The 18,372-nt window shown below is 54.7% G+C and carries 12 protein-coding genes; 8 read left to right on the top strand and 4 right to left on the bottom strand.

The genetic code is table 11. From position 1 onward, the window contains the following. Positions 1–442: 442 nt before the first annotated feature. The 4 genes from hemH (at position 443) to dnaJ (ending at position 5,757) form a co-directional block, all read left to right on the top strand. Positions 443–1,450 (top strand): ferrochelatase, encoded by a 1,008-nt coding sequence (gene hemH / locus DES29_RS08885; RefSeq protein ID WP_016475139.1) that lies wholly within the window; start codon positions 443–445, stop codon positions 1,448–1,450. 95 nt (positions 1,451–1,545) lie between these two features. Beyond that, a complete protein-coding gene (gene grpE, locus DES29_RS08880; RefSeq protein WP_005429585.1) occupies positions 1,546–2,187 on the top strand; it encodes a nucleotide exchange factor GrpE in 642 nt (213 codons plus the stop codon). A 282-nt stretch (positions 2,188–2,469) separates the two neighbouring features. After that, complete coding sequence (gene dnaK / locus DES29_RS08875) at positions 2,470–4,395, top strand: molecular chaperone DnaK (protein WP_005429587.1); 1,926 nt, start codon at positions 2,470–2,472, stop codon at positions 4,393–4,395. A gap of 192 nt (positions 4,396–4,587) precedes the next feature. Beyond that, positions 4,588–5,757 (top strand): molecular chaperone DnaJ, encoded by a 1,170-nt coding sequence (gene dnaJ, locus DES29_RS08870; protein WP_005429589.1) that lies wholly within the window; start codon positions 4,588–4,590, stop codon positions 5,755–5,757. An 83-nt stretch (positions 5,758–5,840) separates the two neighbouring features. On the opposite strand, the gene DES29_RS08865 is transcribed toward dnaJ, so the two are convergent. Together DES29_RS08865 and DES29_RS08860 are read right to left on the bottom strand one after the other, a co-directional pair. Beyond that, the gene (locus tag DES29_RS08865) at positions 5,841–8,942 is read right to left on the bottom strand and encodes an efflux RND transporter permease subunit (RefSeq protein WP_016475138.1); all 3,102 of its coding nucleotides are present in this window, start codon (positions 8,940–8,942) and stop codon (positions 5,841–5,843) included. Between the two features lie 4 nt (positions 8,943–8,946). Beyond that, complete coding sequence (locus DES29_RS08860; RefSeq protein WP_021994692.1) at positions 8,947–10,050, bottom strand: efflux RND transporter periplasmic adaptor subunit; 1,104 nt, start codon at positions 10,048–10,050, stop codon at positions 8,947–8,949. Positions 10,051–10,522: 472 nt separating this feature from the next. Here DES29_RS08860 and DES29_RS08855 point away from each other — a divergent pair, with 472 nt between their 5' ends. Continuing rightward, positions 10,523–11,872, top strand: a complete 1,350-nt coding sequence (locus DES29_RS08855) for an anaerobic C4-dicarboxylate transporter (RefSeq protein ID WP_005429595.1) — start codon at positions 10,523–10,525, stop codon at positions 11,870–11,872. 216 nt (positions 11,873–12,088) lie between these two features. On the opposite strand, the gene DES29_RS08850 is transcribed toward DES29_RS08855, so the two are convergent. Together DES29_RS08850 and DES29_RS08845 are read right to left on the bottom strand one after the other, a co-directional pair. Beyond that, a complete protein-coding gene (locus tag DES29_RS08850; RefSeq protein ID WP_021994691.1) occupies positions 12,089–12,817 on the bottom strand; it encodes a LuxR C-terminal-related transcriptional regulator in 729 nt (242 codons plus the stop codon). A 63-nt stretch (positions 12,818–12,880) separates the two neighbouring features. Further along, positions 12,881–14,155, bottom strand: coding sequence for a Zn-dependent hydrolase (locus DES29_RS08845; RefSeq protein ID WP_016475132.1), 1,275 nt, complete (start codon positions 14,153–14,155; stop codon positions 12,881–12,883). 422 nt (positions 14,156–14,577) lie between these two features. On the opposite strand from DES29_RS08845, the gene DES29_RS08840 reads away from it, so the two are divergent. The 3 genes from DES29_RS08840 (at position 14,578) to purD (ending at position 18,320) form a co-directional block, all read left to right on the top strand. After that, positions 14,578–15,861: an amidohydrolase gene (locus tag DES29_RS08840; protein WP_016475131.1), complete on the top strand. Its 1,284-nt coding sequence runs from the start codon at positions 14,578–14,580 to the stop codon at positions 15,859–15,861. Between the two features lie 302 nt (positions 15,862–16,163). Beyond that, entirely contained in the window at positions 16,164–16,904 is a 741-nt protein-coding gene (locus DES29_RS08835) for a YebC/PmpR family DNA-binding transcriptional regulator (protein ID WP_005432085.1), read from the top strand. 135 nt (positions 16,905–17,039) lie between these two features. Further along, positions 17,040–18,320 carry a phosphoribosylamine--glycine ligase gene (purD, locus tag DES29_RS08830; RefSeq protein ID WP_005432086.1) on the top strand — a complete coding sequence of 427 codons (1,281 nt, stop codon included), beginning with the start codon at positions 17,040–17,042 and terminating at the stop codon, positions 18,318–18,320. Positions 18,321–18,372: the final 52 nt, after the last annotated feature.

Genomic DNA, 18,372 nt, shown 5'->3' with positions numbered 1-18,372 from the left:
AGATGGACCTGCCCAGTTTGCGGATCCAAACGCCCGACATGGCATCGTTTCTCAATGCGTGACTGTTTCTTTTCCGGATCCCAGCGATTGCGATAGCCGTAGACATAGGTACGCCCATCGGCATCCGTGTACGTAGAGAAAGACCAAGGTTTTGGCGAAGATGGCATGATGTTGTCTATATTAAATAACTATAGACTATGATAAAGATAAAGCAAAGGCTTGTCAAGTTTTTATTAAATAAAAACAATGGATTAGGAAGAATAAATAGGCCGACTTTGCGTCAGATCAGGACCTCCCGGAGCTAGTCTCCGGGAGTTTGGGTTTGACCTCCCGACCGAATTTCTGGCGGGAGGTTTTTTGTATCCGAAAGACTGCTCGGCAAGATGTGCTTAAGCAGTGGCGACGAAAATATGGCCGCTACTTAATAGAGATATCTCTCACCATGAATTTCCCTGACCCTCTCTCTCCTCAGTACAAAGCCGGAGTTCTGCTTATTAATACTGGGTCGCCAGACACCCCCGATGCCGCCTCTGTTCGCCGCTACCTAGCAGAGTTTCTTTCTGATGAACGTGTGATTGAACTGCCTAAATGGAAGTGGTGGCCCATTTTGCACGGCATCATTCTGACGGTACGTCCGGCCAAGTCGGCGCAGCGATATAAGGGTGTTTGGACAAAGGACGGCTCGCCCTTGATTGTCCACACACGAAAAACTGCTGAAAAACTGCAGGCGGCGTTGGGCGCAGATGTGAAGGTCGAATGGGCAATGCGCTACGGCAACCCCAATGTGAAGAAGGTCTTTAAGTCACTTGCTGCATCTTGCGAAAAGGTTCTTGTGATGCCGATGTTTGCTCAGTACGCCGCGCAGACATCGGCGGCTTGTGTTGACGAAGTCCTCTCGACCATGCTGAAAATGCGCAGCCAGCCGTCGCTTCGCACGGTGCGCGACTATCATCTGGAACCCGCTTATATTGATGCACTTGCTGCGCAGGTGAAGGCGTCATGGGAGCAGTTTGGGCGGCATGATGAAGTGGGCGGCATGCTGGTCATGAGTTTTCACGGCATTCCTAAGAAAAGTTCGGAATTAGGCGACGTATACGAGAGGCAGTGCAAAGAAACGGCGGCAGCATTGGCCGAGCGTCTTGAGCTTCGCGAGGGTTCATGGATGGTTGCCTTTCAAAGCCGCTTTGGTCGTGAAGAGTGGCTGACGCCTTACACCCTGCCTACCGTTCAGCGTTTGGGAAAAACCTGCAGTCGGGTAGATGTTATTTGTCCTGGATTTGCTGCAGATTGTTTGGAAACGCTTGAAGAAATCGGAGATGAACTGCGGTGCGCCTATCAGCTTGAGAATCCTGACGGAGCGTTCCACTACATTCCGGCGCTCAATGACAGCGACAAAGCTGTGGCAGCCTATGAAACGATCATTCGTCGAGAGCTCGGCGGGTGGATTTAACGCTGCGGCTTGAAATTCATAGAACTCGTCCCCATATAAAGGCCATCAGCAGTGTTGATTGCCGCCTGAAGGGCGGCAGCGAACAGGATTAGAAAATGACCGATCAGAACGAACAGAATCAGAAGAGCGAATGCTGCGGCGGAAAATGCGGCGATCACCACGATCATGAGCATCAGTGCGGCTGCGGAGCCAAGCCTGCCGCCGCTGAAGGCGGCTGCGGGTGCAGCGACAAGCCTGCTGAAGCTGCCAAGAAGGAAACGGCGGAGCCTACGCCTCAGGAGCTCAAAGCGCAGCTCAAGGCGGCTGAGCAGAAGGTGATTGAGCACTACGATCTTTATGTGCGTGCGATGGCAGATCTTGAGAACGCCCGTCGTCGTTCGTCCGAAGAGCTCGTGAAGACGCGTAAATTCGCGATTGAAAAGTTCGCGGAGAACCTGCTTCCGGTAGTGGACAGTCTTGAGAAGGCTCTTGAAGCCACGGCTGCCGACAAGGACAGCGCCGCCCGTGAAGGAATGGAAGCGACCTATCGTCAGCTCATGCACGCACTTGACGTGTCCGATATGAAGCCGATTGATCCGAAGGGTGAGGCGTTTGATCCGCACTTCCATATGGCTATCACGATGGTGCCTGCGCCTGAAGGCGTTAAGCCCGGCATGGTGGTGCAGGTGTTTCAGCGCGGCTGGAACATTGCCGGCCGAGTACTGCGTCCGGCAATGGTGAGTGTTGCTCAGGGCTGAGACACTGCTCTTTCAGATATCAGACAAGTCCCGGCGGATCGAAGGATCTTCCGGGATTTTTTTGCCGCTCAACAGCAAACAAGTTTTTTTACAGACGTGCCCTTGAAAAAAAATGGGGTGTCCCCATATAGGGATTAAAGAGGAACGGAGATCAGAGAGTTTCGCAGAGGAGCTTCAGGATCTCCCAGAACAGATTTCATAAAACCCGTGCTTTCAGCGCTTGCAAGCGATCAGCTTTGAGGAGCGCCGGAAGGCGGAAGCAACATTAAGGAACTACGAAACATGGCAAAGATCATCGGTATTGACCTTGGCACGACGAATTCCGCTGTCGCCGTCATGGAAGGCGATCACGTCAAGGTGATGGAAAACAGCGAAGGCGCCCGTACGACGCCGTCGATTGTCGCCTATCTTGACAATGGTGAAATTCTGGTGGGTGCTCCCGCCAAACGCCAGGCCGTCACAAATCCGAAGAACACGCTCTTCGCCGTGAAGCGTTTGATCGGTCGTCGCTTTGATGATGCCGAAGTTCAGAAGGATCTTCAGCTTGCTCCGTTCAGCATCGTTCGCGCCGATAACGGTGACGCGTGGGTTGAAGTGGGCGGCAAGAAGCTTGCGCCGCAGCAGGTTTCCGCTGAAGTGCTTCGCAAGATGAAGAAGACCGCTGAGGATTATCTTGGCGAGCCCGTGACGGAGGCCGTTATTACGGTGCCGGCCTACTTTAATGACAGTCAGCGTCAGGCGACGAAGGATGCCGGACGTATTGCTGGTCTGGATGTGAAGCGCATCATCAATGAGCCGACCGCCGCAGCATTGGCCTTTGGTATGGACAAGGGCGGCACGTCTGACCGCACGATCGCCGTGTACGACTTGGGCGGCGGCACGTTCGATATTTCGATCATTGACATTGCCAACGTTGACGGTGACAAGCAGTTTGAGGTGCTTTCCACGAACGGTGATACGTTCCTCGGCGGCGAAGACTTCGATCAGCGCGTCGTTGACTATCTGATTACTGAATTCCGCCGTGATACGGGCGTGGATCTCTCGAAGGATGTTTTGGCTCTGCAGCGTCTGAAGGATGCTGCTGAAAAGGCCAAGATTGAGCTCTCGAGCCGTCAGGAAACGGAAATCAATCTGCCGTACATCACGGCTGACGCTACCGGTCCGAAGCATTTGAATATCAGCATTACGCGTGCGAAATTCGAAAGCCTTGTTGAAGACCTCGTGCAGCGTACGATTGAACCGGTTTCGAAGGCTTTGCGTGACGCCAAGAAGGATAAGAGCGACATCACCGACGTTATCCTCGTGGGCGGCATGACTCGTATGCCGCGTGTTCAGGAAGTCGTGAAGGAATTCTTCGGCAAGGATCCCCGCAAGGACGTCAACCCGGATGAAGCGGTGGCTATCGGCGCTGCTATTCAGGGTTCGGTGCTTACGGGTGAACGCCGTGATGTGCTGCTCCTTGATGTGACGCCGCTTACCCTCGGCATTGAAACGCTGGGCGGCGTGATGACCGCGATGATCAAGCGCAACACGACGATTCCGACGAAGCATTCGCAGGTGTTCTCGACTGCTGAAGACAACCAGCCGGCGGTGACTATTAAGGTTTATCAAGGCGAGCATGAAATGGCTGCCTCGAACAAACTCTTGGGCGAGTTCAACCTCGAAGGTATTCCGCCGTCTCCGCGTGGACTGCCGCAGATTGAAGTGACGTTCGACATTGACGCCAACGGCATTCTGCACGTGTCTGCCAAGGACAAGGCTACCGGCAAGGAAAACACGATTACCATCAAGGCCAGCTCTGGACTTTCTGAAGAGGAAATCAAGCGCATGGTTTCGGACGCTGAAGCCAATAAGGAAGAGGATCACCGCCGCTTCGAACTCGCTCAGGCCCGCAACACCGCAGATGCGGCCGTGGGTCAGGTTCAGAAGACCCTGAAGGAGTTCGGAGAGAAGGTCGAAAGCGCTGACCGCGCTGCTTGCGAAGATGCCATCAAGGATGTTGAAGAGAAGGTCAAGGGCGAAGACAAAGCTGCCATTGATGCTGCTGTTGAACGTCTGATGACTGCTGCGCAGAAGATCGGCGAAAAGATGAACAAGGCTGCTGCAGAAGCTTCACAGGCTCAGCAGGCCCAGTCCCAGCAGGGTCAGCAGCAGGGCGGCAAGGACGATGATGTCGTTGACGCTGACTTCACGGATGTGAAGAAGTAATCTTCCAAGCTCAAGGGCTTCGACCCTTCACGGGCGGATTCCTCCGGAAAGAGAAGTCCGCCCGTAGTGCTTTCAGGCACTTTCAAATTAAGATGCCTGACGAAGGAGCGGCGGGATCCTGTCCAGCGGTTCCTTTTCAACGTATAAGAATCGTATGAGCGTTTCGTTCATACGGAAAACCAGCAGAAGACCATGGCTGAACAAAACTACTATGAGGTGCTCGGCGTTGAGCGCGGGGCATCTCAGGACGAGATCAAGAAAGCGTATCGTCGCCTTGCCATGAAGTACCACCCTGATCGCAACCCCGGCGATAAAGCCGCTGAGGCGAAGTTCAAAGAGGTGGGTGAGGCATATGCCGTGCTCTCCGATGAGCAAAAGCGCGCAGCCTACGACCGTTTCGGCAAGGCCGGCGTAGATCCGAATGCGGCCGGCGGTTTCGGCGGCGGTCAGGGCGGTTTTGGAGGCTTCGGCGGGATGAACGGCGGAGCGGACTTCCAGAGCGCCTTCGGCGACATCTTCTCCGATCTTTTCGGCGGCGGACGAGGCCGCGGAGCGGGTCCTCAGGGCCCGCAGCCGACTCGCGGCAACGATATGAGCTTCACGGTTGAAGTGAGCTTTGAGGATGCTGCACACGGCCGCAAGATGGATATCCGTGTGCCGGCGTGGGAGAAGTGCGAAACCTGCAAGGGTTCAGGCTGCCGTCCCGGAACGTCGAAGAAGACGTGTCCGACTTGCCGTGGTGCCGGCGTCGTCCGCATGAGCAACGGACTCTTCCAGGTGCAGCAGACCTGTCCGCACTGCCACGGTACCGGCGAGGTGATTTCGGATCCATGTCCCGACTGCCAGGGCACGGGCTGGAAGCGTACGACCACGGTTTTGCAGATCAATATTCCTGCGGGTATTAACGACGGTCAGCGCATCCGCGTGTCCGGCCGCGGCGAACCCGGTGTGAACGGCGGTCCTGCAGGCGACCTCTTTGTTGAGGTGCATGTACAGCCCAGCAAGTTCTTTGAACGTGAGGGCGACGATCTTCACATGGAATTGCCCATCTCGTTCGCTACTGCGGCGCTGGGCGGTGAAGTCACAGTGCCTACGCTTGACGGCGAAAGCCGCATTACGCTGCCTGAGGGCACACAGAGCGGCAAGACCTTCCGCCTGCGCGGCAAGGGTATCCGTAATCTGCGTAGCGGCACCCCCGGCGATCTTTACATCCACGTGCTGACGGAAACGCCAGTAAACCTTTCGAGCAAGCAAAAGGATCTGTTGCGTCAGTTCGATGCTTCTTTGAAGGAAGGCGGAGAGAAGCACAGTCCTAAAACAGAAGGCATTTTTGAGCAGATGAAGAACTTCTTTAAGAAATAATCTTCGCACTCAAAATTGACCCCATAAAAAAGCCCGGAATCGTCAATCGATTTCGGGCTTTTTCAACTGTCCTCAGCAGCGAATCATCGCTTTGCCTTGCGCTTCTTCGCAAACCAAGTGAAGAAGACCGGCACGAAGATGGTTGAAATAAAGGTTGCAGCAAGCATGCCGCCGAAAACACCCGTACCCATCGAGTGGCGGGCAGCAGAACCTGCTCCCGTGGCTAGAAGCATCGGGGTGACGCCCAAAATGAAGGCGAGCGAAGTCATCAAAATGGGCCGCAGCCGCAGCCCGGCAGCTTCAATAGCGGCATCAAACGGCCCTTTACCGTCTTCCTCCATTTTCTGTTCGGCGTACTCTACGATCAAAATTGCATTCTTCGCAGTGAGTCCAATCAGAACGAGCAGACCGATTTGGAAGTAGATGTCGTTTGCCGTTCCGCGCAGCCAGACGGCCGTCATGGCACCAAGGAATGCATACGGCACAGCCAGCACCACGGCGATTGGGAGCGACCAACGTTCATAAAGCGCTGCAAGAATCAGGAACATCACGAGCAGACCGAAACCAAAGGCTGTCGCTGACGATGCGCCGATACGCTTTTCGTGGTAGGCCTGACCGATCCATTCAACCTGATAGCCTGGCGGCAGGTAGTCGCGGGCAGTTTCTTCTACGATTCGGATCGCTTCGCCTGAGGAAACGCCTTGGATAGCGGCTCCCATGATCTGAGAACCAAGATATCCGTTCATGCGGGTGAGAGAGTCTGGTCCTGAAACGCGCTCCCAGGTGACGAGGGTTGATATTGGAACCATTTCTCCTGATGAGGCGCGTACGCTCGCGCGGCCGATATCGGACGGCAGCGAGCGATATTTCGCTTCAGCCTGCATGACAACGCGGTAGGTTTTGCCGTTGCGGGTGAAGTCATTGATGTAAGAGCTTCCCATCATGGCGGAGATGGTTTCATAGACATCATCAACGTCCACGCCCAGCGCGTAGGCACGGTCTCTGTCGACCGTAAGCAGCAGCTGCGGGCTGTCGGCAGTAAGCGATGTGCGCAGACCGGTAAGTTCCGGGCGCTTGGAAAGTTCGGCGATGAAGCCCTCAGCAATTCCTTGCAGCACCAGCGGATTGTCCGAGCCGTGGGAGGTCAGGTAACCCGAGAAGCCGTTAGAGCTGCCAAGCCCGGGAATCGGAGCCGGCAGCACGGCAATGCCGCGGGCATCAGGACTTTCGCGCAGCCATTTCGTAAGCTGCTGCTGGTAGTCGTCGGCAGTCTGCTGACGTTCATTCCAGTGCTTGAGCTGAAGAATGAATGTCGCTGCATTGGCCTTGATGTCACTGCCGAGCGTGTCAAAACCCATCATGGTAACGACGTTTTGTACGCCGTCGAGCGATTGAATCTTCTTTAGAAATCCTTCTGCAACTTCTTCCGTGCGCGGGAAAGCAGAACCTTCAGGGAGTTGCACCGCCATACGCACGACGCCCTGGTCTTCCTTAGGAATGAAAGATGTCGGTGTAATCTGCAGAAGCTGCCACCCGCCTATGCAAACGGCTATGAGGATCAATGCAGATGCAATTCTGTGCTTCAGTGCTGCGCGCACGACCTGCAGAAAAGCCATCGTGAAGGCAGCAAGTCCCTGATTGAAGAGTCGGAAAGGCTTAGAGACAGGCTTATCGCCGGTAGGTTTTAAAAGAATGGCGCAGAGCGCAGGCGTGAGCGTCAGTGCAACAAATCCGGAGATCACCACGGCGATGGCAACGGTCACGGAGAACTGTCGATACAGTTCGCCCGCAATGCCGCCGAGAAATGCCACAGGAATGAAGACGGCAGAGAGCACCAGGACGATTGCGACGAGCGCGCCGGATACTTCCTTCATGGCCTTAATGGACGCATCGTAGGGTGAGAGCTTTTCGGTGCGCATTAAACGCTCAACGTTCTCAAGAACCACAATGGCATCGTCAACCACAATGCCGATAGCAAGCGTCATGGCAAAGAGCGTGAGCGTATTGAGCGAAAAGCCGCAGAGCCAGAGTCCGGCCATCGTACCAATCAGGCTCACCGGAACAGCCAGCATTGGGATCAACGTGGCGCGCCAACTCTGCAGGAAGACGAAAACCACGAGCAGAACGAGAATGCCCGCTTCCATGAGCGTGCGGTACACCTCATTGAGCGATGCGCCGACGAAGACTGTCGTGTCGTTCGTGATGGTGTAGTCGAGGTGTCCCTTCGGGAATTGCTGGGCGAGTTCGGTGATGCGGGCTTTAACTACTGAAGCAGCCGCCATGGCGTTTGCACCCGTCTGAAGGTAGACGCCGATATTGACGCCTGGCTGCCCATTCATATCAACACGGAATTCATAACTGCGTTTGCCAACTTCCGTAGTAGCGATATCGCGCAGACGAACCAGTCCATTGGGGCCGTCGCTTTTGACAACGATGCCGGCAAACTGATCCGGTGTGAGGAGCTGTCCTGGAGTGGTAATTTTGTAGAAGAGCTGTTGTTCGGGCAGCGTGGGAGAGGTGCCGACGCGACCGACGGCATGCTGGGCGTTCTGCGCAGTCACGGCGTTGTCGACGTCTTTGACCGTGACGCCAAGCTTGCTCATCCGATCCGGATCAAGCCAAATGCGCATGGCCGACTGAACGTTGCCGAACACGGAAACGTCACCGATGCCAGGAAGGCGTTTTAATTCATCGACAATATTGAGATTGGCGTAGTCGGCCATGTCCGACGCCGTCATGGATTTATCAGGCGAATAGAGCGCCATCATGAGGAGCTCATCTTCGCTTCGCTTTCTTACAGAGACGCCCTGGTCGCGAACTTTTGCGGGAAGCCGACGCTCGGCCGTACGTACGCGGTTGTTGATCTCAAGCATGGCGTCATTCGGATTGGTGCCGACGTCAAAGACGCATTGAATGGCCATGTCGCCGCTTGAGCGGATACTGGTGGTGAAGTAAAGCAGCCCCTCAATCCCTGAGAGCTGATCTTCAATAGGCTGAGCTACCGTGCGGGCAATTGTTTCGGCATCGGCGCCGTCATAGGTAGCCGAGACGCGTACTGAGGGCGGAGTGATGTTGGGGTACTGTGAAAGCGGCAGCACCCTCAGCGCGATGAGCCCGGAAAGAACAATGAAGAGCGAGAGAACCGTCGCAAAAATCGGACGGCGAATACAGAATTGACTCAGCATAGCCTCAACCCGCCGTCTTTTCAGAGCTCTTCGCGGCAGCCTTCACTGCGGTACCGTTTTGCAGTTTAATTAACTGGTTGGTGATGACTAGATCGCCGTCGGCAAGCCCCTTGGTCACGATCCAATCGGTGCCTTCCCACAAGCCGACTTCAACTGCTTTTTGAATGGCTTTGCCGTCCTGCATCACGAAAACGGAATAGGTGCCGTCGGGGAGCTGCTTGACACAGCGCTGCGGTACGCGCCAGGCTCCGCGATCGACTGCGGTCATAAAGCGGATACGCAAGAATTCACCCGGCAGCACACCGGAGTCAGCTGGAATTTTGGCGCGCATCGTGCGCGTGCCGTTTTTAGCGTCAAAAGTCTGTGCTACGTAATCTAGTGATGCAGGGAGTTCCTCACCGGAGGCGCGGAAGACCCGTACGCGGGTTGCTGTTGAGATATCGGCTCCGGCAAGATCTCGGTCTGACGGGGCAAAAAGGACTCGTACATCATTTTTCTGAGTGATGGTGGCGAGTACGGTGCTGTCTTTTACGACAACTGAGCCGGGATTGAAGAGTGCTTTAGAAACATATCCTGATGCCGGGGCACGTACGGCGGTCCAATCCAAATTGATGCGGGCTTCATTTTCGGCAGCCCTGGCCTGTGCAAGTTCGTTAGCGGTTTTGTTTTTCAGGCTCTTTGCATCGTCGTAGTCCTTCTGACTTGCTGCTTGGGCTTTCCAGAGTTTTTCCGCACGTTGAAACTCACGGTCAGCTTGCGCAAATTCGACTTCAAGCGCTCGACGGGATGCTTCTGCGGACGCTAATTGCGTCTTAAGGTTGGCCGGATCGATTTCAAAAAGCACGGCGCCGGCTTCCACAAAGTCGCCTTCTGTGTAGCGCTGCGCGATGATGCGTCCGGTTGCCTGGGTCGTTACCGAGACGGCGGCAGCGGCTTCAGCCTGACCGATGGTTTCAAGCCAATGCGCTTCATCGGCAGCCTTGACGGCGACAATATCTACCGGGAGCGGTTCGCGTGGGGCGGGAGCGGAGCTTTGGGTCTTGCAGCCGGCAAGCATCAGCGAGCAGAACATGCTCATGGCGGCGCAGCAGACGAGGGTGCGGTTCATGATTGGGTCAGGAAAGGATGGTTCAGACAACTTTGCGCACGAGGATAACGAAGGCTGCAGCAGAGCACCACCTCAGACACGCAAAGAAGCGAAAAGATGAGAACACCCGTTCATCTTAGAGAAGGAGGCTGAGCGTTTTGTGAGGAAATTGGATGTTGGAGAAGGTGAAAACGACTAATTCGATAGAGGTACTCCCTTCGTAAGCATCCTCGATTGTGCAAAAATCTCAGCGATATCCCCCACCCCTAAATTATTCAATGAATAGACAGGGTATTTCTTGCTCATTTCTATAAAAATCATAGAAAATATGCGCACATAAGGTGTTTTGCTTAGAAGCTGTATGCAGAAATGTAAATCGAAACCTCGGTCTTTGTAAATCTTTGTACTTAGTCAAAGGTCGAATGAATTCGTACCCCTTTTTGAGCAGAGGCGCCGATAATTCGATCGTCCTCACTCCAAAGAGAGAAAAGACATGCTCGGATATGATTTTTGGATACAGTTGGTAGTCGTTCTGATTGCCCTGTTCTACGGCGCTCGCAAGGGCGGTATGGCTCTCGGCCTGATCGGTGGTATCGGTCTGCTCGTGCTGGTCTTCGGTTTCGGTGTGAAGCCTGGCAAGCCGCCTGTTGACGTTATTCTGACGATTTTGGCTGTGGTCTGCGGTTCTGCAGCGCTTCAGGCTGCGGGCGGTCTTGACTGCCTGCTTCAGATCGCAGAACGCGTTCTGCGTCGTCACCCCCGTGCGGTGGTTTATGTGGCCCCGTACATCTGCTGGTTCCTGACGGTGCTCTGCGGTACCGGCCACGTCGTCTACACGATGCTGCCGATTATTTACGACGTAGCGATCAAGAACAACATTCGTCCTGAACGTCCGATGGCCGCTTCGACCATTGCTGCTCAGATGGGTGTGATCTGCTCGCCGGCTGCAGTTGCTGCCGTGTCGATGATTGCCCTGTTGGACGGTTATCAGGTCGGCGGACATCCTTTCGGCTTTGTCCAGCTCTTCTCCATCGTGATTCCGGCCGCTATCGTCGGTCTGTTCGCTGAATGCACGTATTCGTCCTTCCGCGGCAAGGATCTCGACAAGGATCCGGATTTCCAGAAGCTGATTTCCGATCCGGAACAGAAGAAGTACGTCTACGGTGAAACCACGACGCTGATCGGTAAGGTCTTCCCGAAGACGGCTTGGGCCTCCCTCTGGATCTTCCTCGCCACGATTGCTTTCGTTGCGCTCCTTGGTTCTGAACCGAGCCTGCGTCCGGTTGTCGGCAAGAAGCCCCTCGGCATGACGCAGCTTATTCAGATGTGCATGCTGACCGCTGGTGCCTTGATGGTGATGTTCTGCGGCGTTCGCGCTGCGCTCATCAGTAAGACCACGGTGTTCCATGCTGGTTGCGTTGCAATCGTGGCTGTATACGGCGTGGCTTGGATGGCCGATACGATGTTCATGGCCCACTTGGCTGATCTGAAGGTGATTCTGATTGAGTGGGTGAAGGCTGCTCCGTGGACGTATGCTTTGGTACTTCTCCTTGTGTCGAAGCTCGTGAATTCGCAAGCAGCTGCTATTGCCACAATCGTTCCGGTTGCTCTGCAGATCGGTACGCCTCCGGGACTCGTGGTTGCCTTCTCGTCCGCTTGCTACGGCTACTACATTCTGCCGACGTATCCGTCCGACTTGGCGGCTCTTCAGTTTGACCGCTCCGGCACGACCCACATCGGCCGCTTCGTGATCAACCACTCGTTCATCGTCCCGGGTCTTATTGGTGTTCTGACCGCCACGGCCATGGGCTGGGTGTTCGGCAAGCTCTACGGCTACATCTAAAAAACGACTATTCGTGAGGACATTAGATGTAGTTCGCGTCGGTCGATGAACATGCTCTGACTCGACCGGCTCAGACGAGCAAAACAAAGCGGGAACGCTCCTTCGGGATACGTTCCCGTTTTGTTTTTGATGCGTCTGCGCTCCAAGAGTGCAAAAAAAGCCGTCCATCTCGTTTAGAGATCGACGGCCTTGTAACTCAAAAAAACTTGCCCGGAATTACTCGTCATCAAATTCAGGATTGGATGACGGACGGTCAAAGCCGTATTGAGTCAACTGATCTGGAGAGAGGCGGAAGTCATGTTCAGAAGCCCAAACTGCCGCTTCAACACGTGAGCGGAATTTGAGTTTCTTCAGCAGGTGTTTCACGTGGACTTTGACTGTGCCGTCCGTGATTTTGAGAACCTGTGCAATTTCACGGTTGGCCAGGCCAGAGGCAACGCAGCAGAGCACTTCGTACTCACGATTGGTAAGGAGCTGCGTAATGGAAGGGTCTTTTGCTGGTTTCTTCTGTACTCTCGTGCGCAGATGATCCGCCAGCGCCGCAGTGATCTTGTCTGATGCGGCCATGCCTCCAGAGTGCACAAGTTTGAGCTGATCGATGAATTCGTCGGTGGAAACGGTTCGCAGAATGAAACCGTTGGCGTCGAGACGAATTGCCTGCATCAGAACTTGCGAGCTTTCCGCTTTATTGAGAAGCATCAGAGTGCGGCAGGACGGCAGACGGTACTTAACTTCGCTCAAGAGGTCCGTCGGCGAAAAGCCTTGGGCATCCAAGTCGAGCACAAGAAGATCCGGCTTAAGGCTCAACAAGGAGAGAGCCGTCTTGTCATCAGCCGTTGCCCCTATCACCTGAAAGTCCGGGTGACTGGCAAGGACATCTGTGATTCCCTTTCGAAAGAGCGGATATTCATCCACCACCAGAACTCGGATTTGTCTATTTTCCATTCTATTTATCTAATACGCCGGAACCGCAGAGAGACTGCCGAGTGATCCCGCCGGAGAAAGTATTTAAAGATCGAAGTCTTCAACGGCATGGCGCAGCAGTTCTGCGCCCTTTATAAAGTCTTCGAGCTCCATGGCTTCGTGAGGGTTGTGTGAGCCTTTCTGATTCGCGACGAATATCATCGCGACAGGAATGCCGCAGTTGCCAAGAACTGCAGAATCATGTCCTGCTCCTGACGCCAGGCGCATTACAGGAATGCTGGCTCGTTTGGCGCTTGCTTCAAGACGGTTGGCAAGAGAGGCGTCCACATGCGCAGGCTGCGTATATAGGGGTGTATCGAACTCAAAACGAACCCCGCGCTCTGCAGCAAGGCTGCGGGCAGTTGCAAGCAGGTCTTCATGGAAGGCCTTAACGGTATCCATCGAAAGACTCCGCATGTCAACCGTGAAGGACACTTCGCCGGGAATAACTGAAATGGCGGCTGTAGGTGCGGTTTTGATAACGCCTACGGTGAAGACGAGGTCGTCCCCCGCATCCAGTCGAGCTTGCCAGCGGTCCTCCATACGGGAGATGAGACGGGCGGCAGCCATAACCGCGTCGTGACGATATTCTTTATTGACGGCTCCAGAGTGCGCCGTTTCGCCGAGCACTTTAACGTTTTTATGGCGAATATTGCCGCGAATGCCGGTGACGATGCCTGTACGTGTCAAGGTCTGACTGGTGAGCGTGGGTCCCTGTTCGATATGAAGTTCGACAAAAGCTGCAATACGCTTTGGGTCAATGACAGGTTCGCCTGTCGTTAACCGCTCAGGATCGACGCCGCAGGAGCGGATGCATTCACCGAGCGTCTCGCCTGTAGAACGGTGTTTAAGTGCAAGATCTGCGGCGGTGAGTTTTCCCATCATGCCAAGCGAACCTACGTAGGCTTTGCCGAAGAAAGAGCTCTCTTCGCACCTCATCATCAGGACGGTGAAGTCGCGCTTAGGCGTGTAATGATGGCGGCGCATCCAATGGGCGGCGCAGAGCGCTGCGACAATGCCGGCAAGACCGTCGTAATTACCGCCCTGCGGTACGCTGTCGGCATGACTTCCGGACACGAAGGCGGGAAGGGTTCGATCTGTTCCCGGCAGGGTCATCCAGACGTTGCCGGCGAGGTCGGTTTGGATATCAAGGTCAAGCTTTCCCCCGATGCCTTTCAGGTATTCAAGCACTTGGGTTTCAAGCGGGCCGTAGCCTTGGCGGGTTACGCCTGCCACATCTTTGCTCATTTCCCGAACATGGTCGAAAAGCATTTTGGCGAACTGGGCTTCGTCGAGGTCAAGTGAATACTGCTCAGTCATGAAAACCTTCAAAGGCTGTATCCTGCGCAAACAGGTCGAGGATCTGGGAATAAATAGGAAGCCGCATCCTTGGGGATGCAGGTGTTGCTGCACCGCCCTGAGATACTTCTCTCCTTTGAAAAATCAAAAAAATACTACCAACGAAATACCCATAAAAGGTAGAGGAGTAGCCAGAACATACTAGATTCTTGATCGTGGGTAAATTTGAAATATCCTTTACATTTCAGCTATTCGTATTGATAAATCGAGAAAAAATAGTTGATATTTCGGAAACTGCCCGAATTAAGTGAGTAGGTAGGATATTTCACCTACTGTCACGAAATGGTTAGGATGACCATAATCGCAGGCAGGAGAGGAAAGATTCGGCTCGCGGCTGAGTCTCCCGCTCTTAAAGACCCACCCCAAAAGGAGAAGAGAAGAAAATGTCCGTTTGTGTTGCCAAGTACCATGACCAACTGATTTCAATTCGTCGTCATCTGCATACGATGCCCGAAGAAGGTTGGAGCGAATTCACAACGACGAACTTCATCGTGGAAAAGCTCAAGGAGTACGGCTATCAGGTGCTGCTCGGCACCAAAGTAATTAATCCTGAAAATTGTCTTGGACGCAGCCAGAAGGTTGTTGATGCCGGCATCGCCTATGCACGCAAAAACGGTGTGAGCGAAGATTTTCTGAAAGCAACTGAGGGCTATACGGGCTGCTGCGGCATTCTGGATACGGGACGCCCTGGTCCCACGCTTGCGGTGCGCTTTGACATCGACTGTGTGCCGGTGACGGAATCGACGGAGCAGGATCACATTCCGCAGTCGGAAGGCTTTGAGTCAACTCGACCGGGTCTGATGCATGCTTGTGGTCATGATGCTCATATGTCGACGGGGCTGGCTTTGGCGCATTGGGTTGCAGACCATAAGGACGAGCTGAAGGGCCGCATTAAATTCCTTTTCCAGCCGGCCGAAGAAGGTGTGCGCGGTGCTGCTGCTATGGCAGCCTCAGGCATTGTTGATGATGCAGACTTCTTCCTCGGTGCTCACATTGCCATGATGTGCAAGTCGGGCGAGATTTCCGTGAATCCTTATGGATTCCTTTGCACGACGAAGATGGATGTGACGTATACGGGTCGTCCGGCACATGCCGGCGTAGAACCCAACGCTGGACGCAACGCGATGGCTGCGGCTTGCAATGCGTTTGTGCAGCTGCTGGGCATTGCTCGTCACGGTTCTGGCATGACTCGCATCAATGTGGGGCAGCTCAACGCGGGTGAAGGCCGCAACGTCATTCCGTCCCACGCCGTCATGAAGATGGAAGTGCGCGGCGAAACCGGCGAAATCAATCAGTATATGTATGACAGCGCTGTTCAGATCATCAAGGGCTGCGCACTGAGTCAGGGTTGCGAATACACCATCGAAAAAATGGGTGAAGCAGTCGACTTGACGAACGATCAGGCGCTTGTCGACGTCCTTACGCAGGCTGGTAATGCCGTCGAAGGTATGAACGTCCGCAAGGATCCGATGAACTTCGGCGGATCTGAAGACGCCACAATTCTGGCTCGCCGCGTTCAGGCGCACGGTGGTAAGGCGGCGTTCTTTGTGCTCGGCGCTGATCGCCCGTCTGGTCACCATACGGCTCGCTTCGATATTGACGAAAAGGCACTCGACAAAGGACTCGCTGTCTGGGCGAATGCCGTGTCGATTTTGCTCAAGAAATAAAAAAGTCTTGAGGATTGCTGCAAGGATTTGAGTGCCTTGCAAGTGCTGTGAAGCCGTCCGTTTTCATAGAAAACTGGACGGCTTCATTCATTTCCAAAGAATTTTTCTGCCGCATGCTTTAAAATACGCCCTCCCGTGCGCATCCTCCGCACCTCTCGGATGGACTGGAGGTTTCGCAGGCGGACAAATTTCATCAGCTGCACTTCATTCAGTATGCAGCGGGCGGTCTACGCGGATGAGTCGGTGCTTGATGCCGGCGTCGGGTGACCGCGCACAACTACTCCTTTAAGGTTGATAAGAAGATGTCGGGTCATTCCAAGTGGGCCAATATTCAGCACCGCAAGGGTCGCCAGGACGCCAAGCGCTCCAATCTCTGGACGAAGCTCGTCCGTGAAATCATCGTAGCCGCTCGAATGGGCGGGGGCGATCCTGACACGAATTCCCGTCTGCGTCTCGCGCTTATCAAGGCGCGCGGCGGCAATGTCCCGAAGGACACGATTCAGAACGCTATTCTCAAGGGCACGGGTCAGCTCGAAGGAGTCTCCTACGAAGACGTTCGCTACGAAGGCTACGGCGTCGGCGGCGCAGCGCTCATTATCGATTGCACGACAGACAATCGCGTGCGTACGGTGGCCGATGTGCGTCATATTCTTTCCAAGAATGGCGGCAATCTCGGCACGGAAGGTTCCGTAGCCTTTATGTTCAACCATGTTGGTGATTTCTTCTTTGCTCCCGGTGTAGCGACAGAAGACCAGGTGATGGAAGTCGCGCTTGATGCGGGTGCCGAAGACGTGATTTCTGACGAAGACGGCTCCATTGAGGTGACCTGCGCTCCTGAAGCGTTCGACGCGGTTTCGAAAGCTTTTGAAGCGGCTGGTCTCAAGCCTGAAATGGCAGAAATCACCTGGAAGCCGACCAATGAAACGCATCTTGCCGGTGAAGAGGCCGCCCGCATGCAGCGCCTGATTGACGCCCTCGACGAGCTCGACGACGTTCAGCAGGTTTACTGCTCGGCAGAGCTTGATCTTCCAGACGAAGAATAAAACTGCGCCAGCGGCAGTCCGCGTCGCGTCAGAATCTGATCGGCCGAGCGCTTTGAATGAGCGGCTCGGCCGATCGCGCATCAAGTACCCCACAGTATTCCTTTTTATCCTCCTTCCTAAGAGAGAATTTTTTTCATGAAGCTTCTTGTTATCGGCAGCGGCGGCCGCGAACACGCCCTGGCCTGGCGCCTCTCCCAGAGTGCCGGCGTTGAAAAGGTCTTTGTTGCGCCGGGCAATGCTGGCACGGCTCTGGAACCCGCACTTGAAAACATTGCGCTTAAGAGCAACGCCGAACTGATCGAGTTTGTGCGTCGTGAAGGTGTGGCCTTTACGGTTGTTGGTCCTGAGGCGCCGCTTGCCGCTGGCGTAGTGGACGACTTTCGCGCTGCTGGCCTCAAGATCTTCGGGCCGACCAAAGCGGCTGCTCAGCTCGAAAGTTCGAAGGATTTTGCCAAGGCTTTCATGAAGCGTCACCACATCCCGACTGCTGACTACGAAACTTTCACGGATCCGGCTGCGGCTCGAGCCTATGTGGAAAAGAAGGGCGCGCCGATTGTCGTTAAGGCAGACGGGCTGGCTGCGGGCAAAGGGGTGGTCGTGGCCATGACCGTTGAAGAAGCTGTCTCAGCCATTGATTCCATGCTTGAAGGGCATCAGTTTGGTGCTGCCGGTGCTCGCGTGGTCATTGAGGATTTCCTTGAAGGTGAAGAGGCTTCCTTCATCGTAATGGTCGACGGTGAACATATTCTCCCGCTCGCCACGAGCCAGGATCATAAGCGTCTGCTCGATCACGATCAGGGTCCCAACACGGGCGGCATGGGTGCGTATTCCCCCGCGCCGGTAGTGACGCCAGAAATTCATGATCAGGTGATGCGTGAAATCATTCGCCCGACGGTGGAAGGCATGGCTCGCGACGGCATCCGTTACACGGGTTTCCTCTATGCCGGCCTGATGATCAAGCGCCGTGCTGATGGGACCAATGACGTTCGCACGCTTGAATTCAACTGCCGCATGGGTGACCCGGAGACGCAGCCTATCATGATGCGTATTCGCAGCAACTTCGCCGAAACGGTTGAGGCGGCCATCGACGGCAAGCTCGATACGGCTGAGATCGACTGGGATCCGCGCAGTGCATTGGGTGTCGTGCTGGCCGCGAAGGGCTACCCGACTTCTCCGGAAAAAGGGGCCGTGATCACATTGCCTGAAAATACTGCTGATTCGCGTATTTTTCATGCGGGTACGAAGACCGATGAGCAGGGACGTGTGGTCGTATCCGGCGGCCGCGTGCTTTGTGCCGTGGGACTGGGCTCACCTTTGGCGCAGGCGCAAATGATGGCCTACAAGCTTGCCGACGGTGTTAAGTTCGACGGTATGCAGATGCGCCGAGACATTGGCTGGCGAGCGATCAACCGCTGATTGCCAGCCAACAAACTGTTTCGGGATGATGAGCCTTTGTGTGCAAATCTCC

The sequence above is a fragment of the Sutterella wadsworthensis genome (genome assembly GCF_003315195.1).
GTDB lineage: Bacteria > Pseudomonadota > Gammaproteobacteria > Burkholderiales > Burkholderiaceae_F > Sutterella > Sutterella wadsworthensis.
The sequence above is the reverse complement of the archived record's forward strand: the minus strand, read 5'-3'. Positions and strand labels throughout refer to the sequence as shown.

What these genes read in the sequence shown, in the direction of transcription:
- DES29_RS08835 (WP_005432085.1), top strand. Translation starts at nt 16,164, where the DNA reads ATGTCGGGTCATTCCAAGTGGGCCAATATTCAGCACCGCAAGGGTCGC.
- dnaK (WP_005429587.1), top strand. Translation starts at nt 2,470, where the DNA reads ATGGCAAAGATCATCGGTATTGACCTTGGCACGACGAATTCCGCTGTC.
- DES29_RS08865 (WP_016475138.1), bottom strand. Translation starts at nt 8,942, where the DNA reads ATGCTGAGTCAATTCTGTATTCGCCGTCCGATTTTTGCGACGGTTCTC.
- DES29_RS08860 (WP_021994692.1), bottom strand. Translation starts at nt 10,050, where the DNA reads ATGAACCGCACCCTCGTCTGCTGCGCCGCCATGAGCATGTTCTGCTCG.
- DES29_RS08845 (WP_016475132.1), bottom strand. Translation starts at nt 14,155, where the DNA reads ATGACTGAGCAGTATTCACTTGACCTCGACGAAGCCCAGTTCGCCAAA.
- purD (WP_005432086.1), top strand. Translation starts at nt 17,040, where the DNA reads ATGAAGCTTCTTGTTATCGGCAGCGGCGGCCGCGAACACGCCCTGGCC.
- grpE (WP_005429585.1), top strand. Translation starts at nt 1,546, where the DNA reads ATGACCGATCAGAACGAACAGAATCAGAAGAGCGAATGCTGCGGCGGA.
- DES29_RS08840 (WP_016475131.1), top strand. Translation starts at nt 14,578, where the DNA reads ATGTCCGTTTGTGTTGCCAAGTACCATGACCAACTGATTTCAATTCGT.
- dnaJ (WP_005429589.1), top strand. Translation starts at nt 4,588, where the DNA reads ATGGCTGAACAAAACTACTATGAGGTGCTCGGCGTTGAGCGCGGGGCA.
- hemH (WP_016475139.1), top strand. Translation starts at nt 443, where the DNA reads ATGAATTTCCCTGACCCTCTCTCTCCTCAGTACAAAGCCGGAGTTCTG.
- DES29_RS08855 (WP_005429595.1), top strand. Translation starts at nt 10,523, where the DNA reads ATGCTCGGATATGATTTTTGGATACAGTTGGTAGTCGTTCTGATTGCC.
- DES29_RS08850 (WP_021994691.1), bottom strand. Translation starts at nt 12,817, where the DNA reads ATGGAAAATAGACAAATCCGAGTTCTGGTGGTGGATGAATATCCGCTC.